Source organism: Duganella sacchari (assembly GCF_900143065.1).
GTDB lineage: Bacteria > Pseudomonadota > Gammaproteobacteria > Burkholderiales > Burkholderiaceae_D > Rugamonas > Rugamonas sacchari.
In genome coordinates this window covers 61032-87323 of sequence record NZ_FRCX01000008.1, presented here as the reverse complement: position 1 = coordinate 87323, position 26292 = coordinate 61032, and the positions used below count along the sequence as shown (strand labels likewise).

The window sequence follows — 26292 nt, the reverse complement described above, 5'->3', positions numbered from 1 at the left end:
TGAGAAAGCAAAAAACTTGCCAGTCATAACATAACGCGCCTAGCGTGCCAAAATCGTGCCGGTCACGGCCCACAAACAACGATCTTTTTTTACTGGCGATGTTGAAATGACGTTTTCACCTCTGGAATTAACCCTGTTGTTACTGGGCAGCGCCGTGCTGGGCGTGGTCGCCTTCCGCATGATGCACCTGCCGCCCATGCTCGGCTACCTGGCCGTCGGCATCCTGATCGGCCCCCACGCGCTGGGTCTGGCCGAGCAAAGCGAAACCACCGACGGCCTGGCCGAGTTCGGCGTGGTGTTCCTGATGTTCTCGATCGGCCTGGAATTCTCGCTGGCCAAACTCAAGGCCATGCGCACCATTGTGTTTGGCCTCGGGCTGGCGCAGGTGGTGTTCACCATCATTGCCACCATGCTGTTTGGCTGGGCCATCGCCACCCAGCTGCCCGCTGCCCTGCACATCAGCTGGCAAGCCTCGTTTGCGCTGGGCGGCGCGCTGGCCATGTCGTCCACCGCGATCGTGGTCAAGATGCTCACCGAGCGGCTGGAACTCGAAAGCGAACACGGCCGCAAAATCATCGGCATCCTGCTGTTCCAGGATCTGGCCGTGGTGCCGCTGCTGATCCTGATTCCGTCGCTGGGCGAACGTCCGGACGCGCTGGTCGAAACGCTGGCCTGGGCCGGCGTCAAAGCCATCATCGTGCTGGCCCTGCTGCTGTTCTTTGGCCAGAAGATGATGCGCAGCTGGTTCACCATCGTGGTCAAGCGCCGCTCGCAGGAACTGTTCATGCTGAACCTGCTGCTGGTGACGCTGGGCGCGGCCTGGATCACCGAGCGCGCCGGCCTGTCGCTGGCACTGGGCGCGTTTGTGGCCGGCATGCTGATTTCCGAAACCGAATACAAGCACCAGGTGGAAGAAGACATCAAGCCATTCCGCGACGTGCTGCTGGGGCTGTTCTTCATCACCATCGGCATGCTGCTCAACGTCAAGCTGGTGATGGCCAACTGGTGGCTGGTGCTGGTACTGCTGGCTGGCCCGGTGCTGCTGAAGTTTGCGCTGATTGCTGGCCTGTCCAAGCTGTTTGGCGCCTCCGATGGCGTCTCCATGCGTACCGGCCTGGCGCTGGCGCAGGCGGGCGAGTTCGGCTTCGTGCTGCTGAACCTGGCGGCGGGGCACAATCTGATGGATTCGCAGGTGGTGCAGGTAGTGCTGGCGTCGATGGTACTGTCGATGCTGCTGGCGCCGTTCATCATCGCCCAGTCCGACAAGATCGTGATGAAATTCTCCAGCAACGAGTGGATGATGCAATCGCTGCAGCTGACCAAGATTGCCAGCCGCACCATGTCCACCAACAAGCACGTGATCGTGTGCGGTTTCGGCCGCAGCGGCCAGAGCCTGGCAACCCTGCTGACCGAAGAAAAAATCGACTACCACGCGCTCGACCTCGATCCCGAACGCGTGCAGGAAGCGCAGACTGCCGGCGCCCAAGTGTCCTATGGCGATGCCGCGCGCCGTGAAAGCCTGGTCGCGGCCGGCATCTACCGCGCCAGCGCCATCGTCATCACCTATGCCGACACGCGCTCGGCGCTCAAGGTGCTGCACCTGGTGCACGAGCTGACGCCGTCGCTGCCGGTCATCGTACGCTCACATGACGACAGCGACCTCGACCTTCTGAAACAGGCTGGCGCCGCCGAAGTGGTGCCGGAACTCATGGAAGGCAGCCTGATGCTGGCTTCACACGCGCTGGTGATGCTGGGCGTGCCATTGCGGCGCGTGGTGCACCGCGTACAGGTGGCGCGCGAGGAGCGCTATGCCTCGCTGCGCGGCTACTTCCACGGCATGAGCGATGTGGATGAAGAGGCCGACATGGAACGCCTGCATTCCGTCACGCTGAACGGCAACGCGCCGTGCGTGGGACGGTCGCTGGGGTCGCTGGATGTGCATGCATCGGGCGCGGAAGTGGCCAGCATCCGGCGCGGCAAGAGCGGTGTGGAAGTCACGCCGGATACGACCTTGCAGGCCGGCGACGTCGTGGTGCTGCGCGGCGGCGCCGACGCCGTCAACCGCGCCGAGCAGCGCCTGACGCGCTAACCAGTTCGGGGTCAGTGCCGACATTCGGACATTTCTCAAAAGAAATGTCCGAATGTCGGCACTGACCCCGAACTTATTGGCGGGTGCTGACTACGCGGTTGCGGCCGTTTTCCTTGGCGTCGTACAGCAACTCGTCGGCGCGGGCGATCAGGTCACGCGCGATGACTTCCGCTTCGCCCTCCGCCGTGCCCACTTCCAGGCAGGCCACGCCAATCGATACCGTCACCGACAATTGCAGCGATGGCGACAGCACAATCATGCTGCCTGCCACGCTGGCGCGGATGCGCTCGGCCACAAAGGCCGCGCTTTCCAGGTTGGCGTCTATCAGCAGCACGACAAACTCTTCGCCACCGAAACGCGCCAGCGCGTCCGAGGTGCGCAGCTCGTTCTTGATGCGCACCGCCACTTCGCGCAGCACCTCGTCGCCGCCGCCGTGGCCGACGGTGTCGTTGACGCGCTTGAAGTGGTCGATGTCGATGTACATGAAGGAAATCGGATACTGCTGGCGCCGCGCGCGCGCAATCTCTTCCAGCAGGCGGCGGTCGATGTAGCGGCGGTTGTAGACGCCCGTCAGCGAGTCCGTCAGCCCGATGTATTTGAGCATCTCGTTACTGATGACGTTTTCCAGGCAGATGGCAATGATGGACGCCATGTGCTCGATGAAGTCCGTGCCCAGGCTGGGCGTAAACCGGGTGGGGTCGCAGCTGCCCAGGTTGAGGCTGCCGATGATGCGCTTGTTGCGCAGCAGCGGCACCAGCGCCACGCTTTGCAGGCCGCCCGGCGCATTCGGGAACGAGCGCGCATGGCGCTGCGCGTCGTACATGCCCAGCAGCGGCTTGGGCGTGGGCGAGTAGGCGTTGCGGCGGCCCAGGTCAAAGCCCAGCTCGTCCAGCGTCTCGACAAAAATCAGTCCGGGGAAATCTTCAAACACCACATCCAGCTTGCCCATGACGGTGCGGATGTCGGCGTCTTCATCGATCAGCGTCAGCGTCACGCTATCGAGTTCGGAAATGACCGGCAGCACGCGGAAGATGGTGCCCACCAGTTCAGGGAAGTTGCCGGCGCCGACTATTTCCAGATCGAAAGCCTGATGCCGGGTCATGATGGAATGGTTGCGCTCGGCCTGCTCCAGCAGATAGGCCATCCGCGCGCGCAAAGCCCGGTTCTCGGCCGCCAGATCATGCGCCGCTTCGGCGTGCTCATGCTGAGGCGGTAATTTCCCAGTTGCGGTCTGCGTCATAGTGGCCCTTCACCTGATTTCATGCGTATTCCCACATTACGCCAAGTTGCGCCGCTTGGGAATGCCCAGCTTGCTTAAAAAGCCAGTGTAACCTCGATTTCCTGGCCCACGCGCACGCGCTGGTCTTCACCAGCGGTCAAGATGCTATTCATACCGAAACACAATGCGCCCTCCACTTCCGGCTTGGCGCGGTAGCTTTGCATAATGTCCATCGGGTCCGGCCCGTAAGTACCGGTGGCCTGATCGATCGCTGGCATCGGGCACCGCGGGCATGGCTTGACGGGCTTCAGCACCACTTCGCCGATCTGGAACGATTCGGCGTAATCCTCTTCAAACGCTTCAATACCGTCGATCACCAGGTTGGGACGGAAACGGTTCATCGGAATCGCCTGACGGCCGGCAGCCAGCAGTTTCTGGTTCAGGTCGTCCAGCGATGCGCTGCCGACCACCAGGACCGGATAGCCGTCCGAAAACATGGTGGTGACCTGCACGCCATTGGTCCACTGGGTGCTGACCGGACGTTCGGCGTTGGCGTGGAAGCGCGCCAGACGGCACGGCACACCGATGGCCTTGGTGAACCATTCAGCGGTCAGCGCATCGCAGTCATAGGCCAGCACGGTGTCGTCCCAGACCTTGGTGGTCAGCGTGGGCGCCGTTTGCGGATCTGGCAAGCCCAGCGGAATTTCCAGCCGCAGCATGCCCGGCGCCTGCACTTCCAGCGTCGTGCCTTTGAGCGCCGGCTTGATCAGCGCCATGCGCGGATGCTCGCGCTGGGTCAGGCACATGCCGTTGTAGTCCACCACCATCCATTCCCTATCGTAGATCTGCGCGGTCATGACGCCCAGCGGCGTCAGCGTCGCTTCCTCGAGCGACAGGCCGGCACAGGATTTGATCGGATACAGCGTGATGGCGGACAACGTGGGCATTACTTATTCCTCGGCAGGCGCGACCGCTTTCGGTGGACGTGGCGCACGCGGTGCTGCAGGTTTGCGTGCTGGCTTGTCGGCCGCAGGCTTGGCTTTCGGCTTCGCTTGCGGTTTGGCTTGCGACTTGCCTTTGGCGGCTTTGGCTGGCTTGTCGGCAACCGGCACAGCCTCCGCGACCACGGTTTCCACCGGCGCAGGCGCAGGCGCGGTGGGCTCGACGACCACTGCCGGCGCGACCGCCTCCGCCGTCGCTGGTGCTTCCGGCTTGCCCTTCTTGGCAGCATCCTTCATCTTGCGTGCTGGCGGCTTGGCGCCATTCTTTTTCTTGGCGGGCGCCGAAGCCTCTGTGCTTGCAGCTTGCACGGGCAGTTCGACTGCCGCTTCCAGCACCACCGGTGCGGTGTCGACCGGCGCAGCGTCAACCGGGCCAGCTTCGGCTGGCGCAGGCTGGGCCGGCGCACCATCCGCCGCGCCATGCGCAGGACGCTGATGCTGGGACAGGCGCTGGGCCTGACGTTCTGCAAAACGTTCCGCGGCAGTACGGCCACGATTGCGGCTGCGGCGCGATTCCTGCGAGGCGCCGTCGGCTGGCGTGGCCGAGGCGGCCGGTGCGGCGCCATCCGCCGCCGCTGGCGCTTCGCTCGCAGCTTGCGGCACGCCGCTGCCACGGTACACATACGCGCCCGATTTCTCATCACGGCCAAATTCCAGATGGCCGCGTGCCTTGCACTCCTCGATCAGATTGCCGAAGGTGCGGAAACCATAGTAGGACTCGCTGAAGTCCGGCTTGCGGCGCTTGATCGCTTCCTTCAGCACCGAGGCCCAGATCTTGCCGCTGTCGCCACGCTCCAGCACCAGCGCCTCGAAGGTATTGACGGCGATTTCCACCGCCTGGTTGCGGCGCTTCTCCATCTCATCGCGGCGTGCGCGTTCTTCCTCCGGCGTCCGCTTGACTTGCGGCTTGTCGTTGCTGGTTTCACGGCGCGCACGGCGGCTCTCGCGCACCAGGTCGTCGTAGAAAATGAATTCATCGCAGTTGGCCACCAGCAGATCGGAGGTCGACTGCTTGACGCCGACACCAATCACCTTCTTGGCGTTCTCGCGCAGCTTGGACACCAGCGGCGAAAAATCGGAGTCGCCGGAAATGATGACGAAGGTATCGACGTGGGACTTGGTGTAGCACAGGTCCAGCGCATCGACCACCATGCGGATGTCGGCCGAGTTCTTGCCCGACTGGCGCACGTGGGGAATCTCGATCAGTTCGAAGTTCGCCTCGTGCATCGATGCCTTGAAGGACTTGTAGCGGTCCCAGTCGCAATAAGCTTTCTTGACCACGATGCTACCCTTGAGCAGCAGGCGCTCGAGCACCGGCTTGATATCGAACTTGTCGTAGTTAGCGTCGCGCACGCCGAGCGCCACGTTCTCAAAATCGCAGAACAGCGCCATGCTGACGTTTTCGTTGGAAGAAGCCATGAGGAGTATTGAATGAGTGTCAGAACGAACCGGGCGCAAAAAGCGCCCGGATGGAGGAAGAGATTTAAACGTTGAACAGGAAGTTCAGCACGTCGCCATCCTTGACCACGTATTCCTTGCCTTCGGCGCGCATCTTGCCCGCTTCCTTGGCGCCGCCTTCACCCTTGTACTGGATGTAGTCGTCGTAGGCGATGGTTTGCGCACGAATGAAGCCGCGTTCGAAGTCGGTGTGGATCACGCCGGCTGCTTGTGGCGCGGTGTCGCCCACGTGGATGGTCCAGGCGCGCACTTCCTTGACGCCGGCGGTGAAGTAGGTTTGCAGGCCCAGCAGCTTGTAGCCGGCGCGGATCAGACGGTCCAGGCCTGGCTCTTCCATGCCCATGTCGGCCAGGAAGGCAGCTTTGTCGGCGTCATCCAGGTCGGCGATTTCCGCTTCGATGGCGGCGCAGATGGCCACGATCGGCGCGTTCTGGGTGGCAGCGTAGGCGGTCAGCTGGTCCAGCAGCGGGTTGTTGGTGAAGCCGGTGTCGGACACGTTGGCCACGTACATGGCCGGCTTGGCGGTGATCAGGCACAGCGGCTTGATGAGGGCCATTTCGGCTTCGTCCAGGCCCAGTGCGCGCACCGGCTTGGCTTCGTTCAGGTGCGGTACCAGGCGCTCCATCAGGGCCACCAGCTTGATCGCTTCCTTATCGCCCGAGCGGGCTTTCTTGTTTTCGCGGTGGATGGCTTTTTCCACGGTGCCCAGGTCGGCCAGCGCCAGCTCGGTCTGGATCACTTCGATATCGTCCAGCGGGCTGACTTTGCCCGACACGTGGATCACATTGTCATCTTCAAAGCAGCGCACCACGTTGACGATGGCGTCGGTTTCGCGGATGTGCGACAGGAACTGGTTGCCCAGACCTTCGCCCTGCGACGCGCCCGCCACCAGACCGGCGATGTCAACAAATTCAACGATGGCGTTGACCATGCGCTCAGGCTTGACGATGTCAGCCAGCGCGGCCATGCGCGGATCAGGCACTTCCACCACGCCGACGTTAGGCTCGATGGTGCAGAACGGATAGTTCTCGGCCGGGATGCCGGCTTTGGTCAGGGCGTTGAACAGGGTGGACTTGCCGACGTTAGGCAGGCCGACGATGCCGCATTGGAGACTCATGAAAAACCTTTAAATTATCAATATTGCCGGCAAGCGGCTGGTGAAAACAGCCGCAGGGGGCGTTTTTGGATATTCTTGCTGTTTCTTGCTTTTACAGCGTTCAAGGGTCCATTGTACCTTTCTTGGCCCCACACTTCAAAAAACCGGAGACGCCATGACCCTGTGCGGCCCCTTCCCGCCCCGGTGCGTGCCGTACCTGCATTGCTTGCTTGACGCCGGCCGGCTTTAAGAATACTGTATAAAAATACAGTTATTTCTTTGAAGCTTATGACCGAACTCGACATTTATCTTGCCAAGCACTATCTGAACGACAACCAGCTGGCGCGGGCCAGTTCGATGTCGATTGAAAAAATCGATACGCTGATCCGCGACAGGCTGATCCCCACGCCAGCCTATGTCGTCACTGACAATGGCGAGCTGCGTTCGCATGTCTTCGGTGCGATGGCGGCGCCGGGTGCGCAGCCGGGGCGCTATTTCCACCCATCGCAACTGGTGTGGATCGCGCAGGCGCTGCAAGCCATCGCCAGCGATAGTTCGGCCCACCTGAAGGACCGCTTCACCAGCCGGTTTGCCGCCGCGCTCGCGACGCTCAATCTGAGTACCTGGCGTTTGCGCGACAGCTTTTACGACGATGGCACGCCGATTCCCGGCGGCCTGCAGGCGCGCACCGACAGCGCCTGGTCGTTCTTCCTGAACGGCACATTTGCCTTGTGCGTCGCCAATCCGGTGTCGGAGGCGCACATTGCGTACAAGGAGGTATTGCAGGAGAAGCTGACCCAGCTCAGCGAGAACGGCAGCTAGATCGCCTACCCAGCGCAGCAGCTGCCGCAGATGCATGAACTGATCGACGCTTACGCTGCCGCTGCCATGCCGTTTTCACCCATCGAATATCCGCGCAGCAGCCGCAAGCGCCTGGTCGAGAATCTGCGCGCCAATCTGCGGGCCACAGATAACGATTGTTGATGCAGCCGGTGGCTTGTTTGGTGCTAGACTCATTCGCTTTAGCGCCCGAACAACTTCTCTAAAGGTCAGGAAATCTTTATGTCTCGTTTGCGTACTTCTGTGCTGGTGGCCAGCTTAATGCTGGCTGGTGCTTATACCTTGCCTGTGCAGGCCAAGCCTGCGGTGACGGCGGCAAAACCGTCGCAGGCGCAGAAGCAGCTGGCAAAGCTGGCCGCGGCATTCCACACCGCGCGCTGCAAATTCGATCCGCTGCTGTTCGCCACCGCGAATGGCGACAGCCGCTACGATGACCAGATCGGCCTGGCGATTTCACCCAAGGTGCGCGCCGCGCAGTTCACACTGTACCGTTCGATGCAAAAGCAGTTGATGAGCGTGCACCGTGACCAGCTTGGCGCGCAAGACCAACTGACCTACGACCTGCTGAGCTACGAACTGAACAACGCCATGCAGATGGAGTCGTTCCCCGACCATCTGCTGCCGCTGAACCAGATGGACAACGTGCCCAGCACGCTGGCCAACTATGCCGGCGGTACCGGTTCGCAGCCGCTGGAAACCGTCAAGCAGTACCAGGCTTATTTGAGCCGCCTGAACCAGCTGCCGGCCTGGATAGACCAGGCCATCGCCAATATGCGCGACGGCATGCGCAAAGGTGTGGTGCATCCGAAAGCCATCACCACCGCCATGCTGCCGCAGCTGCAAAACCTGCGCGCGGCGTCGCCCGAGACCAGCGTGTTCTATTCGCCGGTTACGCGCTTCCCGGCCGCGTTCTCGGACGCGGACAAGAAGAAACTCACCGCTGCCTATCTGCAAACGGTGGACAGCAAGGTCGCACCGGCGTTGAACCGTCTGGTCAGCTTCCTGGAAAATGAATACCTGCCGGCGGGCCGCAGCACCAGTGGCTGGAGCGCGTTGCCGAACGGCGCAGCCTGGTATGCGGCGCACATCAAGGACAGCACCAACCTGCCGTTGTCGGCAGATGAGGTGCACGCACTCGGCTTGAAAGAAGTCGCCCGCATCCAGCAGCAGCTGACTGTGCTGGGACCAAAGCTGGGCTATGACGGTCCGGAGAAACAGCTGCCACAGTGGATGCGCGAACAGACCAAGTTCAACATCTTCACCACCGACGAGCAGGTGCTGGATGCCTACCGCGCCATCTATGCGCAGGTGCAGACCAAGCTGCCTACCTATTTCAGCCTGATCCCGAAAGCCAGGCTGGGGCTGCATCTGGAACCGGAGCTGACGCGCGCGACGGCATCGGACCACTACACGCCATCGGCGGCGGACGGCTCGCATCCGGGCGTGTTCTGGCCGGTCGTGAACGATCCCAAGCAGTACAGCCGCGTTGACATGGTCAGCCTGTTCCTGCACGAAGGCGTGCCGGGCCACCACCTGCACGCGGCGCTGCTCAAGGAGCTGGACCTGCCGGACTTCCGCAAGTTCAGCACCGAGAATCCCAACAGCGCGGCCTACACGGAAGGCTGGGCGCTGTATTCCGAAACGCTGGGCAAGGAGATGGGCCTGTATGAAGATCCGGTCGCCTACTACGGCCACCTGAATGCGGAGATGCTGCGCGCCGCGCGGCTGGTGGTGGACACCGGCATCCACGCCAAGGGCTGGACGCGCGAGCAGGCAGTCAGCTATCTGATGGACACGCTGGGCTGGACCGAGCCGCGCGCGCGCAACCAGATCGAACGCTATATGGTGATGCCGGCGCAGGCGCTGAGCTACAAGATCGGCTCGCTGAAAATCCTGGAGCTGCGGGCACGCGCGCAGCAGGCGCTGGGCGACAAATTCAGCTACCAGAAATTCCACGAGGTGGTGATTGGCGACGGCACGCTACCGTTGCCGATACTGGAACAGCGCGTCGACCGCTGGATCTCTGCGGCCAGGTAGGTAAAGGGCGTCTATCGCGTTTCGGTTGAGGCAATGTTGCATTTGTGATACTTTGCCACATTCTCAAGGGAGCCGTTTGATGGAATTCCTTTTATTTGTTTTTGCGGTATTTACCTTTGGTATCGCCTGGCGGGCGCGCAATGCCGCACGCCAGGCGCACCAGCAGATCAGGGATCTGCGCGCTGAGCTGGGCACCTTGCGCGCACGGCTGGACGCGACGCCAGCGCCAGGCGCCGCGCGTGAAGAAACCATCGCACCGCCCGTAGTCGCACCGGTCCCCGCCGCGCCCCCACCACACTACACCTACCCGGACGAAGCCTGGCGCACGCCGCCTCAGCAAACAGTGCTGGTGGTGCCAGTAACGCCGGCGGCGGCGCCCGCAGTCCCGCTTCCGCTCGCCGCCGAATCGCGCACGCCGGATCTCGCCATGCCGGCCGAAGCGATTGGCACCGTGGCCGCGCCCGCCGCCGCACCCACGACAACCACTCCGCCCCGCCCACCCGCGCCCACCCCGCAATGGCTGCTCAATGCCAAAGCCTGGCTGTTTGGCGGCAACCTGGTGGCCAAGCTGGGCCTGCTGATCCTGTTTATCGGCGTCAGCTTCCTGCTCAAATACACGGCCGCGCGCGTGAGCGTGCCGATCGAATTCCGCCTGGCCGGCATCGTCCTGGCCGATATCGCGCTGCTGGCCTGGGGCTGGCGCATCCGCCTCTCGCGCCCTGCCATCAGCCTGCCTGTGCAAGGGGCCGCGCTGGCGGTGCTCATGCTGGTCACGTTTGGCGCTTTCCGCCTCTACCACCTGATTCCGGGTTCGATGGCCTTCGGCCTGCTGTTCGTGCTGACCGTCTTCACCTGCCTGCTGGCGGTGCTGCAGGACGCAATGTGGCTGGCCATCTTTGGCATTGCCGGCGGCTTTGCCGCACCGATCCTGGCATCCACAGGCGGCGGCAGCCATATCGGGCTGTTCTCCTACTATGCGCTGCTGAATGCCGGCGTGTTCGCACTGGCGCTGCTGCGCTCGTGGCGTCCGCTGAACCTGCTGGGATTTGCCTTTACCTTCACCATCAGCACCGCATGGGGCGTGCTGCGCTACGTGCCGGAGAACTATCTGTCGGTGCAGCTGTTCCTGCTGCTGTTCTTCGCGTTCTACGTCTCGATCCCGCTGGCCTATGCGCGCCTGCAGGCAGTCAAGCTGAAAAACTACGTTGACGGCACGCTCATCTTCGGCACGCCCATGCTCGGTTTCGGCCTGCAGTTCACGCTGGTGCGCGACATGCCGTTCGGTGCGGCCTATTCGGCACTGGCGCTGGGCCTGTTCTATATTTCCCTGGCCACGGCCCTGCGGCGCAAACCGCAGTACGCGCTGCTGTCGGATGCCTTCCTCGCGCTCGGCGTCGTGTTCGGCACGCTGGCGATTCCATTCGCGCTCGATGGCCGCTGGACGTCGGCCGCGTGGGCGCTGGAAGGTGCGGGCATCGTCTGGATCGGCTTGCGCCAGAAGCAGAAGCTGGCCTGGATGTTCGGCCTGCTGGTGCAGGCTGGCGCCTGGCTGTCCTTCATCGGCGCATCCACCGGCATGACGCCGGAAAACGCCATGAACTCCAATCTTTGGCTGGGCTTCCTGCTGCTGGCGATTACCGCGTTCCTGATGGCGACCCGGTTCCGTGCGCAGCAGGACGGCAGCCATTACCGTCTGCTCTCCAGCATATTCCTGATCGGCGCCACCGTGTGGCTGGTGGCCGGGGCGTGGGCCGAAATCCTGCTGCGCCTGTCGCCGCAAACCCAGAGCACGCCATTGGCGTTCAGCGCGATGATTGCGGTCGCGGCACTGTATATCATCGCCCGGCGCATGCTGTGGCCCTTGGCCGGCGCCGTCGCACTGGTAGTGCAGGCGGTGGCCGGTCTCAAGCTGCTGGAACTGTTCATTACCCAACCCTCCTCCGCCTCCGCGAATCTGCTCCAGCGTCCGCTGCTAGGCTCTTTAATCATTGTGGCGGCGGCATTCTTCAGCAGCTGGGTATTGAAGAAACAGTCGCCTGCGCGTGGCACCAGCCTGTACAGCGTCTACCGCATCACCCTGACCTGCGCCGCCCTGTGGTGGTTCTGCATCGCGGCATCCGATTTGACCGCCTGGCTGGTCGCGCTGACGCACAGTACGCCATTCGACAGCCCCTTCCTGGCGTTCTGTATTTATTCCATCCTGCTGGCGGCGACCACCGTGGCCAGCGTGCATGCGGCACGCCGCCTGCACTGGCCGGGCTTGCGCTGGATGGTCACGCCGGTCTGGGCCGCACTGCTGAGCGCCAATATCGCCATGCTGGCCGCGCTGTACACCGACGGTAGCAGCATGCCGGACCTGGTCGCGTGGATCGGCTACGCCGTGTTATGGGTGCCTGGCAACTGGCTGTTGCGCGTCTGGCAGAGAGAAGGCTGGAATATGCGCGGCATCCTGCTGCGTGCCTTGCATGCGCTGCGCATCGGCGGCCCATGGCTGATGATCTGGCCCGTCGGTGCCTACTGGATCACGCGCTGGCTCGGTGATGTGCCGGGCAACGCCGACTGGACCACCAGCGCAAGCTGGGCGCGCTTCATCCCCTCATGGCTGATGATGGCGGCCGTCGCCTGGCTCATGCAGCGCAGCCTGCGTGGCGGCTGGCCGGCCGCGCCGCTGGAAGACTGGTACCAGCGCCGCCTGCTGCCGGTCGCGCGCGGCTGGGCGGTGCTGCTGGTGTTCGTGTGGAACCTGACGCAGGACGGGGCAATGCTGCCGTTGCCGTACGTCCCGCTGCTCAACCCGCTGGACCTGAGCACCTGCTTCGCCATCCTGCTGCTGGCGGCGGCCTATCGCCTGCATCCGGCAGCATTGCCGACGAACTGGCCGCCACGCTGGATCGCGCCGCAGCCGTTGTTTATCGCGTTGTTCGGCTACTTCTGGTTCAACCTGGCGCTGCTGCGCACGGTGTCGCACTATCTAGGCGTGCCCTACAATTTTGACGCGCTGTTCGCCTCGCAATTCGTGCAGGCCATGTTGTCGCTGGTATGGAGCGTGACGGCGCTGCTGCTGATGCGGCATGCCGCGCGCCGCACGCTGCGCCCGGTGTGGATCGCCGGCGCCACCCTGCTGGCACTCGTGGTCGCCAAGCTGTTCCTGGTGGACCTGTCCAACGTCGGCGGCGTTGAACGCATTGTTTCCTTCCTCGGCGTTGGCGCGCTGATGGTGGGCATCGGTTATCTCGCGCCCTTCCCTGCGCAGCAAACGGAGAACGCATGAAACATCTTCTGATCGCCGCCTGCGCGGTATCCACACTGGCCGTCGCCGCGCCCGGCGATACGCCGCAGGACTACACCCACGTCCTGCCGCTGACCGCCGCCACCAGGCAGGGCGTGCTGCAGGTGCGTTTGCCGAAAGAGGTGTATCTGCGCTCGCGCTCAGCCATGCTGGATGACGTGCGCGTGTTCGATGCCAGCGGCAAACCGCTGGCCTTTGCGCTACGCTCGCCGCCGCAGGAGACGCGTCTCAGCCATCGCGACTTGCCGCTGGCCGTGTTCCCGCTCATGAGCAAAGGCGGGCCGGCATCGCAACTCGACCTGGACGTCAACACCAGCACCGACGGCCGTTTGCTATCGGTGAAGGTGAAGCCGGACGCCAGCGACAATGCCGCCCATCCAGCGCGCCTGTCCGCGCTGGTGATGGACCTCGGCAAGGCGGCGGACGAGCAACCGCTGATTACCGCGCTACGCTTCACGCTGCCGCCGGATCAAAGCGACTACAGCGCGCAAGTGTGGCTGGAAGTCAGCGGTGACATGAAGCGCTGGGAAACCGTGGGTGCGGCAGAGCTGAACTGGCTGGTCAACCGTGAGGCGCAAACGCTGGTCAACGACCGGCTGGACTTTGCGCCGCGTGCATTCCGCTACGCGCGCCTGAGCTGGCGTGCGGGCACGCCACTGCAGTTCGCCACCATCACTGCCGAACAGCCGGTCCGCACCGACACGCCACCCGCCAGCGAGCAGATCCTGCTGTCGCCAACCGCTGGCAAGCAGCCTGAAGACCTGGTGTACACCGTGCCGGTGGCCATCGCGCCGGACAAGGCGGGGCTGCAGTTCCGCGAAGCGAATGTGGTGCTGGCGGGCCAGCTTGGCATCTATCGGGACATGCCGCCGCGCCATGTGGGCCAGCCCGGCTGGCGTTTTGATCCGGTGCTCAATTCCACCTTCTACCGCATCACGCAGGGCGAGCAGGTACGCGCCTCGGGCGATCTCGACGTGGCGCCGGTCCATGCACCGCAATGGGTGTTGCGCACCGCCAGGCCGGCCACCGTGCAGCCGCAACTGCACCTGAGCTGGCAGCCGGGTACGCTGGTGTTGCTGGGTAACGGCAATGGACCATATCAACTGGCCGTGGGCCGTGAACGCGCCACACCCGCAGCCAGCAGCATCGAGCAGGTGGCGCCCGGCTTTTCGGAAGCCGAGCTGCAAAAGCTGGAATACGCCAGCGTGGGACCGGCCCGCCAGCAGGCTGGCAGCGAGGCCCGCGATCAGGCCGCCGACGTGGAAGCGGCTTCCGCTGCGCAGCGCCGCCTGCTGTTGCTGTGGGGCGTGCTGCTGCTCGGTGTGGCCGTGCTGGGCTTTATGGTTTGGCGCCTGATCCGTTCATCACGTTCATGACCGCCAGCGTCATGGCCTGGGCCGCGGTCTTGATCGATGGCTCGGGCACCGGCGCGTAGTACGGCGAGTGATTGAAGGCGATCGGCTTGCCGCCCTTTTCGGCTTCCGCCACCGCCTGCGGGTCGTAGACGCCGGTGAAGAAGAACATGCCTGGCACACCCTGGTTGATGAACTGCGAGAAGTCTTCGCTGGCCGTCATGGCGGGCATGCGTGCGACATTGGCATCGCCAAAGGCTTGCTTCAGCACGCCTTCAGTGCGCGTGACCAGCGCCTCGTTGTTGTCGATGGCGATGCCACCCGGAATCAGGTCGACGTCCGGCGTCGGCGCATCGGCCATCGCGGCGGAAGCATTGGCGATGCGGCGCACGCCCGCCAGGATTTTTTCGCGCACCGCCGGGCTGTAGGTGCGGATGGTGCCGCGCACCTTGACGGTGTCGGGAATGATGTTGCCAACCGTGCCGCCATTGATGGCGCCGATGGTGACCACGCCAAATTCCTTCGGATCTTTTTCGCGGCTGATGACGGTCTGCACATCGACCACAAAGCGCGCGGCAATGGCGATGGGGTCGAGCGCCTTGTCCGGCGCGGAGCCGTGGCCGCCGCGGCCCTTGAAGGTAATCTCGATCGCATCGGAATTCGATGACACGGCGCCGCTGTTGTAGCCGATGGTGCCATAGGCCAGCGGCCACGAGTGCAGCGCGAAGGCATAGTCCGGCTTGCCGAAGCGCTTGAACAGGCCATCTTCCAGCATGGCCTTGGCGCCCGACACGGTTTCTTCCGCCGGCTGGCCGATGAACATGAGCGTGCCCTTCCACTGCGCCTTCAGCGCCACCAGCGCACGCGCCGCGCCCAGCCATGCCGTCATGTGGACATCGTGGCCGCAGCTGTGGGCCGCAGCAACCTTGCTCGCGTACGGCAGCCCGGTTTTTTCTTCCATCGGCAGCGCGTCCATTTCGGTCCGCACCAGCACCATCGGGCCGGGGCCGTTCTTGTAGATGGCGACAACGCCGGTCTTGCCGACTTTTTCTGTGACTTCAAAACCGATCTTGCGCATTTCCGCCGCCAGCCTGGCGGCCGTGCGCTGCTCCTGGAAAGCGATCTCGGGATGTGCGTGCAAGTCCTTGTAGATCGCATCCAGTTGCGGATACATGCCGTTGATGAGCGTGCCAGCGTCCTGCGCCTGGGCGGCGCCAGCAGTGGCGGCCAGCAATGCCACGATCGGTAAGAATTTCATCGGTGGTGCGTCCTTTCAGTCGGTGTGCAACTTGGTGGTAGCAGCGGGGAATTCGCCTTTGACGATTTGTGGCAGGACCAGCAGTGATTTCTCGATGGCCCGTTCGATCAGCTCCTGGTCTTCGCGGCGCGGACGGTGCAGCACAAAGTCCGCCACCTGCTGCGCCAGGTTCAGTGTACGCGGATGGCCGATGCCGATGCGCAGGCGCCAGTAGTCCTGCGTGCCCAGCGCGGCGGTGATGTCTTTCAGGCCATTGTGGCCGCCCGAGGAGCCACCCTTTTTCAGGCGTGCGGTGCCCGGCATGAGGTCCAGCTCGTCATGCACGACCAGCACTTCATCGGCGCTGATCTTGAAGAAGCGGCACAGCGCGCCGACCGACTGGCCGGAGCGGTTCATGAAGGTCAGCGGTTCCAGCAGATACACTTCCTGGCCGGCGATCGAGGCCTTGGCGAACATGGCGTTGTACTTGGTTTCGCGCTGCAGGCGGGCGCCGCTGTCATTGGCGAGGTTGTCGACCAGCCAGAAGCCGGCGTTGTGGCGGGTTTGTTCGTATTCCGGGCCGGGATTGCCGAGGCCAACGATGAGGCGTATTGCCATGGGAGTGTTCAGTTAAATAAATACGATTATCGCAAACTTTTACCCCGCAATGCGGCTGAGAGGGGTCTGACCCGTCGGGTCAGACCCCGGCATCCAGGTTGCGGGTTAACGCTTACGCATAAAAAAACCCGCCGGCGCTAGCGCGGGCGGGTTCTTGCGACTAAAAAGTCAGATTACTTCTTGGCTTCTTCAGCAGCAGCTGCTTCAGCAGCAACGTGGCCAGCTGGTACCGATGCGGTAGCGATGGTCAGGTTGTTGCCGTGGGTAACAGCGGTCACGCCTTTTGGCAGGGTCAGGTCAGCAACGTGGACCGAGTGGCCAACATCAACGTTGGTCAGGTCAACGGTCACGAATTCTGGCAGGTCAGCTGGCAGGCATTCGATTTCCAGTTCGTTGGCAACGTGGCTGATGGTTGCGCCGTGCAGCTTGACAGCTGGCGAAACGTCAGCGTTGACGAAGTGCAGTGCCACTTTCATGTGCACTTTTTTGTTGGCATCAACGCGCTGGAAGTCAGCGTGCAGTACCAGTTGCTTGAATGCGTGCATCTGGAAGTCGCGCAGCAGAACTTTTTCTGCTTTGCCGTCAATTTCCAGGTCCAGGATCGACGAGTGGAACGCTTCTTTTTTCAGCGCGTGGTACAGGGCGTTGTGGTCCAGGGCGATGGTCACCGGTGCTTCGGTACCGCCGTAGATGATGCCAGGGGTTTGGCCCGAATTGCGCAGGCGGCGGCTCGCTCCGGAACCTTGCAATTCGCGTTTGAATGCAACTACTTTCATGTGAAACTCCAATAAATAACAGGGCTTGCGCCCCGTGTTATGAAGCGCCCCGCGACCAGGCGCGCTTCGGGAAAAACGGCGCGCCCGGCTAAAAACCGGGCGCGCCGCCTGAAAAACTGACTTGTCGTTTGCCGTTTAGTCGACAAACAGGGAGATCACGGAATCGCCCTTGATGATGCGTTTGAACGTCTCTGCCAGCAGTGGTGCGCAGGTCAGTTGACGGATCTTGGTGCACTGCTTGGCGGCGTCCGACAGCGGAATAGTGTCGGTCACGACCAGCTCATCCAGCGACGAGCTGTTGATGCGGTCGATTGCCGGACCGGACAGCACCGGGTGCGTGCAGTAAGCGATGACTTTCTTGGCGCCGCGCTCTTTCAGCACTTCCGCTGCCTTGACCAGGGTACCTGCGGTGTCGACCATGTCATCCATGATCACGCAGTTACGGCCTTCAACGTCACCGATGATGTTCATCACTTCGGAGACATTGGCTTTTGGACGGCGCTTGTCGATGATGGCCAGGTCGCAACCCAGACGTTTTGCCAGTGCACGGGCACGCACCACACCGCCGACGTCTGGCGATACCACCAGCAGGTCTTCGTTGTGCTTCTTCTGCAGATCGCTCAGCAGAATTGGCGAAGCGTAAATATTGTCAACCGGGATATCGAAGAAGCCCTGGATCTGGTCTGCGTGCAGATCCATGATCAGAACGCGCTCAACGCCGGCTTCTTCCAGCATGTTGGCAACCACTTTGGCCGAAATCGCCACACGTGCGGAACGTGGACGGCGGTCTTGACGGGCGTAGCCGAAGTAAGGAATCGCTGCGGTGATACGGCCGGCAGATGCACGTTTCAGTGCGTCAACCATCAGGATCAGTTCCATCAGGTTGTCGTTGGTAGGCGCGCAGGTCGATTGCAGAACGAAGACGTCTTTACCGCGGACGTTCTCGTTAATTTCAACCATTACTTCGCCGTCCGAGAATTTCGAAACGTTCGCTTTGCCGAGAGGGATGCCGAGATTTTTTGCGACTCCTTCTGCCAACGCGGGATTAGCGTTGCCGGTAAAAACCATCAGGTTTTCGTAAGCCATGGGAGTCCCAGAGAAGTTGTAGAAGATTTTGAAGAAAGCCAGCGGAAGCCGCGTGGCACTGAAACAAGTAGAATGAGGCGCATTGTGCGCCTCACTTTTGCTCTATCTGGCCGGAGACATACGCCTCGACGGGTCCAGATACAAACGAATGGCAGGGGAACAAGGATTCGAACCTTGGTATGCCGGAATCAAAATCCGGTGCCTTAACCAGCTTGGCGATTCCCCTACGCAACTGACTGCTCGTCGTTACAGGCCAATATTATACAGCCATTTTCACGCTTCGCAAATTCTTTTTTCCGTCCTACAACTTCGCGATGATCGGATGCTGTTGCAGCGCTTTGGCTTTCCAGGCTTTCCACTTCGCTGGGACTTTTTCAAGTACCGCGTCGGCGTCGTCCTCGGATGCTACCGCACTGAACACACATGCACCGGAGCCAGTCATCCTGGCATCACCGTAAGCACCTAGCCATTCTACCGCTTCTGCTACCGGCGGGAATAACTTCGTTGCTACCTGTTGCAAGTCGTTCTTTCCAAACCCCGCTATTCTGGAGTGGCTGGAAAAGTCCGCTATATTAACGACCGGCGTATCCCTTGTCAATTGTTCTGAGCCAAAAATTGCAGCTGTTGGCACCATGACACCAGGTTCGATAACCACATACCAGCAATCCGGCGCCTGCACCGGCTGCAGCGCCTCGCCCACGCCCTCGGCAAACGCGGTCTCGCCAAAGATGAAAAACGGGATATCGGCGCCCAGCGGCAGGCCCAGATCCATGAGTTCCTGTTTGCTCAGTCCGGCGTTCCACAACTTGTTCAGCGCCATCAGCGTGGTGGCCGCATCGGACGAACCGCCGCCCACGCCGCCGCCCATGGGCAGCACCTTGTCAATCGCGATATCGACGCCGCGCGGCAGCACGCCCGTGCGGCGCAGCACTTCCGCCTGCAGCAGCGTTGCCGCACGAATCATCAGGTCGCTCTGTTCCGGCACGCCCGGCATGTCGGTCACGCGGCGCAGCACCGTATCGTCGCGCAGCGTGAAGTGCAGCGTGTCGCCGTGATCGATCAGCTGGAACACGGTTTGCAGCAGGTGATAGCCGTCTGCACGGCGGCCATTCACGTGCAGGAATAAGTTGAGCTTGGCGGGCGCCGGGCAGTGGTTCAGTTCAGTCATGCGTGCATTTTACTGGTCGGCGGGATAGATGACGATGCGGATTTGCATATCCTCCACCGCCTGCCCCAGCGCGATGCGCGTGACGTCAATGCGCTTGGGCTGCGGCACCTTGGCGCTCTCGTCCTGCCAGCTCATGTACTCCAGCTTCCAGCCATCGCGCGTGATGACGTTGTCGTTGGCCGGCGAGGCGACAAAGCGCTTGCCCTCGCTGTCGGTGGCATAACCTTGCAGCCAGTCGCGCAGGCCGGACACCGGCAAGGTCCAGCCCAGCGTTTGCGCCGTCAGCGTATCCAGGTCAGGTGCGGTGCGCGGCGGCTTGCCGCTTTCCGTCAGCGTGGCCGAACGCGGCGTCACGTTGATGACGGCCACCGTCTGTCCGGTCGGTGAAATCAGGTTGACGTCGGTATTGGCCTGGCTTTGATGCCAGCTGAAGGTGCCGTTCAGCGATTCCTTCTTGCCGTCGCGGCTGTAGTTGATGGCGATGCGGCCATTCAGGTCAACGCTGTCGCGGTAGGGCGCGACAGCGGCGCTGGAACGTGGCGTGGAAGGCGTGCTGGCGCAGCCGGCCAGCGCGCTCAGGGCAACAGCAATCAGTAGTGGTCGTATCATTTACAGGCTTTGGTTGAGGCGCGCCAGTGTGCTCTTCAGCGCGTCGTTTTGGGGATCTTTGGCGCGCGCTTCCTTCCAGATTTTTTGCGCGCCATCGACATCGCCTTTGGCAAACAGCACTTCACCGAGGTGCACGGCGATTTCCGGATCGCTGCGCAACGCGTAAGCGCGGCGCAGATAGCTCTCCGCTTCGCTCAGGTTGCCCATGCGGTACTGCACCCAGCCCATGCTGTCCATGATGAAGGGATCGCCAGGCGCCATTTTCATGGCCTTGTCGATCAGCGTATAGGCTTCCGGCAGACGCTCGTTGCGCTCGGCCAGCGAGTAGCCCAGCGCGTTGTAGGCGTGCTGGTTGTCTGGTGCGGCAATCATCACCTGGCGCAGCGACCGCTCCATGAGCTCGACCTGCCCCAGCTTCTCCGCCACCAGGGCATAGTCGTACAGCAGGTCGGGATTGCCCGGATAGCGCTTGATGGCGTTTTCCAGCACCACGAACGCGGCCCGGTGATCGCCCGCGTCGCGCAGCAGCTGGGCGTCGGTCTGGAACACCTGCGCCTGGTCGTTCGGGTCGCTGGGCTTGAGGTCAGCCAGCTGCTTGCGCGCTGCGTCCACATTGCCTTTGCGCGCAGTCAGCGCCGCCATTTTCATGCGGGCGGCGATATAGATTTTTTCATCGCTGTTGTCGACCTTGTCCAGCCAGTTGTAGGCCGCGTCCAGATCGCCGCGCTGTTCGGCGATCTGCGACAGGATCATCAGGGCTTTCGACGGGTCGCGCTCATCGTTGGGGTGGGCTTCCAGTTCGGCGATGAAACGGCTGAAGTATTTTTCTGCCTCATCCAGATTGTTGGTCTGGGTGCCGATCACGCCCAGCGCAAACAGCGTGGCAATGTTGTCCGGTTGTTCTTTGAGCAGTACCAGGAATTGCTTGCGCGCCTCGTCGAGCTGCTTGTTGTCCACCAGCAGGCGGGCGTAGGCGGCACGCACTTCGTTCGCTTTGGGATATTGCTGCAGGAAGCCGGTCAGCACTTTGACGGCAGAATCGATGTCGCCCGACACCTGTGCGCTGGTCAGCATGGCCAGTTCGGAATCCGGCTTGATGGCCAGCGCCTTGGCCGCTTCGGCGCGCGCGGTGACGGGATCGTTCAGGGCAAATGCGCCCTGGGCCAGGATCAGGTGCGACTCCATCACGCTGTCATACGGCCCCAGCACGCGCTGCTGCAGTGTATAGGCGGCCGCCTTATCCTTGGCGCGCAGCAGGTATTGCTGCATCTGGAACATGGCCAGCGGACGTGCCGCCGGCGGCGCATTGGCGAGACGCTGCTCGAATAACGCTTCCGCTTCGCTGAGGTCATCGCCGGCCACGGCAAAACCGAGGAAGTACTGCATCGCATCGTCCGAGTCCGGCGCCAGGCTGCGCCACAGACGGATGGCCGACATCGCCTCGCCGCCCTGCTTGGCCGTCATGGCCATTTCCGCAGCACGGCGCGCCAGGCGCGGATCGCGCGTCTGCTGCGCCAGCGCCATCATGGTGATGTACGGTCCCTGCCAGTTGCCCTGCTTGAACTCCAGTTCCGCCTTGGTGATGCGGAACAGCAGATCGCCGGTCAGCTCGGTATTGGGCAGCGCTTCCGGTGTGGGGGCCGGAGCTTCGGCCACCGCAGCGGCGGCCTCCGGTTCGGCAGGCGTGGCGGGCTGCGGCGTTGCGGCGGACTCGGCCTGCTTCTGCGGCGCGATAGCGCACGCCGACAGCAAGGCAGAGAGGGTTACAATGGCGAAAGCGTTTTTCAAAGGGGAATCCTGGCAAGTCAGCAAGTACGTCAGATTTTACGCCGAACGCATCGCGCGCGGAGTTTGACTAGTGTAACCAAATATTCCGCTACGGCCAGATTCCCAGCCTATCTTTCCACTCCAGCCAGACAGATGCCAGAATTACCAGAAGTCGAAGTTACCCGGCGCGGCGTCGCGCCCCATATCGAAGGCCGCACCGTGCGCGCGGTCGTGCTGCGCCGCGCGGGCCTGCGCTGGCCCTTCCCGCCCGCCTTGCCGCAGCTGCTGGCGGGCCGCAAGGTGCTGAGTACGGGCCGCCGCGGCAAGTACCTGCTGGTGCACTTCGCGCATGGCACGCTCATCATCCATCTGGGCATGTCGGGCCATTTGCGCGTCATGGCGCCCGGCATTGCCCCGGAAAAACATGACCATTTCGATCTGGAAGTGGACAGCCCGGACGGCCGCCAGGTGCTGCGCATGAAAGACCCGCGCCGCTTTGGCGCGGTGCTGTGGCATGACGCCGCCGACGGCGACCTGGAGCACCACATCCTGCTGCGTGAACTGGGCGTGGAGCCGCTGGAGGCGGGCTTTAGCGGGAAATTGCTGTACGATCAGACCCGGCAGCGCAGCGCGCCCGTCAAGCAGGTGCTGCTGGCGGGCGATATCGTGGTTGGCGTGGGCAATATCTATGCGTCGGAAAGCCTGTTCCGGGCCGGCATCAACCCGAAAACGCCGGCCAGACGCATCAGCCTGGCCCGTTACGAGAAGCTGGCGCAGGCGGTGCGCGAGATCCTGGCCGAGGCCATCGTCCAGGGCGGCAGCACGCTGCGCGATTTTATTAGCGTGAATGGGCAGTCCGGATATTTCCAGCAGACCTATTTCGTCTATGATCGGACTGGTGTGCCGTGCCGCGTGTGCGCGGCGCCGATACGCCAGATCAAACAGGGGCAGCGTTCTACCTTCTATTGTGTAAATTGCCAAAAATAAGGGCAGACAGATGATGGTCAGGGATTTTGAACAGTACAGCGCCTGGCGGCAGGGCGTCGTCAACGCGCTGAAAAACTATCAGACGTGGATGGCGGGCGCAGCCCTGACCGATGCCGCCACCGAGCAGCGCATCGTCCGCACCCTGACCCGGCTGGCGGATGACAAGCTGTCGGTCGCCTTTGTGGCGGAATTCTCGCGCGGTAAATCGGAACTGATCAACGCCATCTTCTTTGCCGAATATGGCCAGCGCATCCTGCCGTCCGCCGCCGGCCGCACCACCATGTGCCCCACCGAGCTGCTGTGGGATGCCAGCCTGGCGCCGTCGATCCGCCTGCTGCCGATCGAAACGCGGGCCGACAACCTGTCCACCGGCGATTACCGCGACCAGCCTGCCGCGTGGACCGTGCTGCCGCTGAACCTGGACGCGGGCGCCGACATTCACGAGGCGTTCAAGCAGGTCAGCAAGACGCGCTATGTGCCGGTGGAAGAAGCCAAGCGCTACGGCCTGTACGACGAGGACGATCCCGACATGCCGGTCACGCTGGATGACAACGGCCATGTGGAAATTTCGCTGTGGCGGCATGCGATCATCAATTTCCCGCATCCGCTGCTCAAGCAGGGCCTGGTAATCCTGGATACGCCAGGTCTGAACGCCATCGGCACCGAGCCCGAGCTGACGCTGAACCTGATCCCGAACGCGCACGCGGTGCTGTTCATCCTGGCCGCCGATACCGGCGTGACCAAGAGCGATATCGAAGTCTGGCGCAATCACATCGGCGCCGGTGCGGGCCGCCTGGTGGTGCTGAATAAAATCGACAGCATGTGGGATGAGCTGCGCAGCGAAGACGACGTCAACGCCGAGATTGAACGCCAGCAGGCCAATGTCGCCCACATCCTGTCGCTGGAGCCGCGCCAGGTGTTTCCCGTGTCGGCGCAAAAGGCGCTGGTGGGCAAGATCAATCACGATGTCGAGCTGCAGGCACGCAGCCGCCTGCATGCGCTGGAAGGTGCGCTGTTCAACGAGCTGATTCCGGCCAAGAAGGACATCGTGCGCCGGCACCTGAGCGAGGATTTGCAGGCCCTGAGCACGGCGCAGCAAGGCATGCTGAACGCGCGCATCCGCGGCATCGTCGAGCAGCTGCACGAGCTGAAGAGCCTGCGCGGCAAGAACCACAGCGTGGTGGCGCACATGATGCGCCGCATTGATGTGGAAAAGAAGGAGTTCGACGCCAGCCTGTTCAAGCTGCAGGCGACGCGCGCGGTCTTCACGCGCCTGTCGACCGAGCTGTACACCTGCATGGGCATGGACATCGTGCGCGACGATATCGAGCAGGTACGCGAAGAGATGCAGCGCAGCCGCTTTTTCATCGGCGTGCGCGATGCGGTGCGCAGCTATTTCGAACGCACGCGCGCCAATCTGGACGCAGCGGAGCGCAAGACCATCGAGATCACCGAGATGATGGGCGTGATGTACCGCCGCTTCTCCAGCGAGCACGGCCTGACGCTGGCATTGCCGATGCCGTTCTCGCTGGCGCCGTACCGCGACGAGATGGCCAGCATCGAGGCAATCTACTACAAGACCTTCGGCACGGCGACCCTGATTACCACCAGCCGCGTGGTGCTGATGGAAAAGTTCTTCGACACCATCGCTTCGCGCGTGCGCGGCTGCTTCAAGGCCGCCAACAACGATGCGGAAGCGTGGCTCAAGGTCATCATGGCGCCGCTGGAGGCGCAGATCCGGCAGCATAAGGATCAGTTGAAACACCGGCTGGCGTCGATCCAGCGCATCCACGATGCGACCGACAGCCTGGAACAGAAAATCGATGCGTTTGAACGCAGCCAGCAGGAGCTGGAAGCGCAGAAGATGCGTCTCAACGAACTGGCCGGCGCCATCAGCATCGCCATCAACGCGGAGTTTGTGGCGCTCGACGCCGCCGCTTAATTAGGAACACGATGAAAGTAGTCGCAGTAGAGAATTTTGCAGATCCCAGTTTTTCGGCCGATCTGATCGGCTGGCAAAAAGTCCATGGCCGTCACGCCCTGCCGTGGCAGAACACCACCGACGCATATTTGATCTGGCTGTCTGAAATCATGTTGCAGCAGACGCAGGTGTCGGCTGTGCTCGGGTATTACGCGCGCTTCCTGGAGCGCTTCCCTACCCTGCGCGATCTGGCCGCCGCGCCGGTGGAGGACGTGATGGCGCAATGGAGCGGCCTGGGTTACTACACGCGGGCGCGCAATCTGCACAAATGCGCGCAGCGCGTGGTGGCGGAGTATGACGGCGTATTCCCTGCCGATCCCGTGCTGCTGGCGGAGTTGCCTGGCATCGGCCGTTCAACGGCGGCGGCGATTGCAGCGTTTTCCAGTGGCCGGCGCGCGGCCATCATGGATGGCAATGTCAAGCGCGTGTTTGCACGCGTGTTTGGCATCGACACCTATCCGGGCGAGAAAAAGACCGAGGACGCCATGTGGCGGCGCGCGGAAGCGCTGTTGCCGGAGACGGGCATCGAGTCGTACACGCAGGGCCTGATGGACATGGGCGCGACCTTGTGCACGCGCAGCAGTCCGTCGTGTGAGCGCTGCCCGATGCAGCCGCGCTGCGTGGCGTTTGCCACCCAGCGTACCAAGGACCTGCCGGTGCGCAAGCCGAAAAAGGCGACGCCGGAAAAGCACACCGTGATGCTGGCGATAGTCGATAACGGACAGGTGCTGCTGGAACAACGGCCGCCGACCGGCATCTGGGGCGGCTTGCTGTCGCTGCCGGAGCTGGCGGGCCATGTCGCGGCCGAGGACGACGAGGTCGCCGATGCTGACCACGGTGCGCTGGCGCAGGCAGTGGGCCGCTTCGGTGAGTTGGAATCCTATGACCGGTTGTCGACAGTCACGCATGTCTTCACGCATTACAAACTGCACATTGCGCCCTACCAGGTCACGCTGGCACGCCGCCAGGCCATGGCGGCCGAGGCCGGCTACGTCTGGTGTGACGCCGCCAAGCTTGCCGAAGCTGCCCTGCCCGCGCCGGTCAAGAAACTGCTGCTGGACCTGGTAGGCGACCGCCGCGAGCCGCAGCAGCGGATGTTCTAGAGATACTTGATCGCCGCGACAAACATGGCGGCAACGCTGATCTGGGAGGCGAATATCCACTTCAGCAACATAGTCGTTGATTGCGCAATTTTGGTATCGAGTTGCGCGAACCCGACGTCGATCTTGGCACTGAGCTCAGTATGCACGCCGTCTATCTTGGCACTGAGCTCAGTATGCACGCCGTCTATCTTGGCACTGAGCTCAGTACGCACGAAGTCTATCTTGGCACTAAGCTCAGTATGCACGCTGTCTATCTTGGCGTTGAGCTCGGTACGCACGAGATCAATTTTGCCACTGAGATCAGCGTATACCAGATCGGTCTTGGCACTGGCTTTGGCGAATCCTGTCTCTGTTTTGGCGAACTCTGTCTGTATTTTGGCAAATCCGGTATCGGTATTGGCGAATCCGACGCCCATCTCTTCACGGAATACAGCAAGCTCGTCCTTGCGCACGTAAGTGGACTGGATGACGGCAACCTCGGTCTCCAGTGTACTGACCCGTTCGCTGATTTGCTGATCCATGGCCGCCTCCTGTCAACCATCATCCGCCGCACGATTGCGTGGGTCAAGCTCAGCAATG

19 protein-coding genes, 1 tRNA gene and 1 pseudogene are annotated in these 26292 nt (G+C 62.4%); 8 read left to right on the top strand and 13 right to left on the bottom strand.

The window, feature by feature from the left end; genetic code table 11:
- The first annotated feature begins 106 nt into the window (after positions 1-106).
- A complete protein-coding gene (locus BUA36_RS18905) occupies positions 107-2089 on the top strand; it encodes a monovalent cation:proton antiporter family protein (protein ID WP_072786876.1) in 1983 nt (660 codons plus the stop codon).
- Positions 2090-2162: 73 nt separating this feature from the next.
- On the opposite strand, the gene BUA36_RS18900 is transcribed toward BUA36_RS18905, so the two are convergent.
- From BUA36_RS18900 to ychF, 4 genes are all read right to left on the bottom strand, one after another.
- Complete coding sequence (locus BUA36_RS18900) at positions 2163-3329, bottom strand: GGDEF domain-containing protein (RefSeq protein ID WP_072786875.1); 1167 nt, start codon at positions 3327-3329, stop codon at positions 2163-2165.
- A 74-nt stretch (positions 3330-3403) separates the two neighbouring features.
- On the bottom strand, positions 3404-4255 hold the full coding sequence (locus tag BUA36_RS18895; RefSeq protein WP_072786874.1) for an MOSC domain-containing protein: 852 nt from the start codon (positions 4253-4255) through the stop codon (positions 3404-3406).
- A gap of 3 nt (positions 4256-4258) precedes the next feature.
- Positions 4259-5728, bottom strand: a complete 1470-nt coding sequence (locus tag BUA36_RS18890; protein WP_072786873.1) for an NYN domain-containing protein — start codon at positions 5726-5728, stop codon at positions 4259-4261.
- Positions 5729-5792: 64 nt separating this feature from the next.
- Entirely contained in the window at positions 5793-6884 is a 1092-nt protein-coding gene (gene ychF / locus BUA36_RS18885) for a redox-regulated ATPase YchF (protein WP_072786872.1), read from the bottom strand.
- Between the two features lie 267 nt (positions 6885-7151).
- On the opposite strand from ychF, the pseudogene BUA36_RS18880 reads away from it, so the two are divergent.
- The 4 genes and pseudogenes from BUA36_RS18880 to BUA36_RS18865 all read left to right on the top strand — a co-directional run bounded on the left by BUA36_RS18880 (position 7152) and on the right by BUA36_RS18865 (position 14405).
- Positions 7152-7847 (top strand): annotated as a pseudogene (locus BUA36_RS18880) (DUF6058 family natural product biosynthesis protein).
- Between the two features lie 78 nt (positions 7848-7925).
- A complete protein-coding gene (locus BUA36_RS18875; RefSeq protein ID WP_072786870.1) occupies positions 7926-9740 on the top strand; it encodes a DUF885 domain-containing protein in 1815 nt (604 codons plus the stop codon).
- Positions 9741-9819: 79 nt separating this feature from the next.
- Positions 9820-13011 carry a DUF2339 domain-containing protein gene (locus tag BUA36_RS18870; RefSeq protein WP_072786869.1) on the top strand — a complete coding sequence of 1064 codons (3192 nt, stop codon included), beginning with the start codon at positions 9820-9822 and terminating at the stop codon, positions 13009-13011.
- Positions 13008-14405, top strand: a complete 1398-nt coding sequence (locus tag BUA36_RS18865) for a DUF3999 family protein (protein ID WP_072786868.1) — start codon at positions 13008-13010, stop codon at positions 14403-14405. The genes BUA36_RS18870 and BUA36_RS18865 overlap by 4 nt, the downstream gene beginning before the upstream one ends.
- Here BUA36_RS18865 and BUA36_RS18860 read toward each other — a convergent pair.
- The 8 genes from BUA36_RS18860 to BUA36_RS18825 all read right to left on the bottom strand — a co-directional run bounded on the left by BUA36_RS18860 (position 14368) and on the right by BUA36_RS18825 (position 21663).
- A complete protein-coding gene (locus BUA36_RS18860; RefSeq protein WP_072786867.1) occupies positions 14368-15639 on the bottom strand; it encodes an amidohydrolase in 1272 nt (423 codons plus the stop codon). The two genes, BUA36_RS18865 and BUA36_RS18860, sit on opposite strands and share 38 nt — an antisense overlap.
- Positions 15640-15654: 15 nt before the next feature.
- A complete protein-coding gene (gene pth / locus BUA36_RS18855) occupies positions 15655-16236 on the bottom strand; it encodes an aminoacyl-tRNA hydrolase (protein WP_072786866.1) in 582 nt (193 codons plus the stop codon).
- A gap of 173 nt (positions 16237-16409) precedes the next feature.
- Positions 16410-17012 (bottom strand): 50S ribosomal protein L25/general stress protein Ctc, encoded by a 603-nt coding sequence (locus tag BUA36_RS18850; RefSeq protein ID WP_072786865.1) that lies wholly within the window; start codon positions 17010-17012, stop codon positions 16410-16412.
- A gap of 135 nt (positions 17013-17147) precedes the next feature.
- Complete coding sequence (locus BUA36_RS18845) at positions 17148-18098, bottom strand: ribose-phosphate pyrophosphokinase (protein WP_072786864.1); 951 nt, start codon at positions 18096-18098, stop codon at positions 17148-17150.
- 149 nt (positions 18099-18247) lie between these two features.
- Positions 18248-18324: transfer RNA gene (locus BUA36_RS18840), tRNA-Gln, on the bottom strand.
- Positions 18325-18399: 75 nt separating this feature from the next.
- Positions 18400-19266, bottom strand: a complete 867-nt coding sequence (gene ispE, locus BUA36_RS18835) for a 4-(cytidine 5'-diphospho)-2-C-methyl-D-erythritol kinase (protein ID WP_072786863.1) — start codon at positions 19264-19266, stop codon at positions 18400-18402.
- A gap of 9 nt (positions 19267-19275) precedes the next feature.
- Positions 19276-19875, bottom strand: a complete 600-nt coding sequence (locus tag BUA36_RS18830; RefSeq protein WP_072786862.1) for an outer membrane lipoprotein LolB — start codon at positions 19873-19875, stop codon at positions 19276-19278.
- Positions 19876-21663, bottom strand: coding sequence for a tetratricopeptide repeat protein (locus BUA36_RS18825; RefSeq protein WP_072786861.1), 1788 nt, complete (start codon positions 21661-21663; stop codon positions 19876-19878). It abuts the gene before it with no gap.
- Positions 21664-21795: 132 nt separating this feature from the next.
- On the opposite strand from BUA36_RS18825, the gene mutM reads away from it, so the two are divergent.
- Genes mutM through mutY form a run of 3 tightly spaced genes read left to right on the top strand, consistent with a single transcriptional unit; the run spans position 21796 to position 25713 of the window.
- The gene (gene mutM / locus BUA36_RS18820; RefSeq protein ID WP_072786860.1) at positions 21796-22629 is read left to right on the top strand and encodes a bifunctional DNA-formamidopyrimidine glycosylase/DNA-(apurinic or apyrimidinic site) lyase; all 834 of its coding nucleotides are present in this window, start codon (positions 21796-21798) and stop codon (positions 22627-22629) included.
- Between the two features lie 13 nt (positions 22630-22642).
- Positions 22643-24571, top strand: a complete 1929-nt coding sequence (locus BUA36_RS18815) for a dynamin family protein (protein ID WP_072787073.1) — start codon at positions 22643-22645, stop codon at positions 24569-24571.
- An 11-nt stretch (positions 24572-24582) separates the two neighbouring features.
- Complete coding sequence (gene mutY, locus BUA36_RS18810; protein WP_072786859.1) at positions 24583-25713, top strand: A/G-specific adenine glycosylase; 1131 nt, start codon at positions 24583-24585, stop codon at positions 25711-25713.
- On the opposite strand, the gene BUA36_RS18805 is transcribed toward mutY, so the two are convergent.
- Positions 25710-26234 carry a hypothetical protein gene (locus BUA36_RS18805; RefSeq protein WP_072786858.1) on the bottom strand — a complete coding sequence of 175 codons (525 nt, stop codon included), beginning with the start codon at positions 26232-26234 and terminating at the stop codon, positions 25710-25712. The genes mutY and BUA36_RS18805 overlap by 4 nt on opposite strands.
- Positions 26235-26292 lie beyond the last annotated feature (58 nt).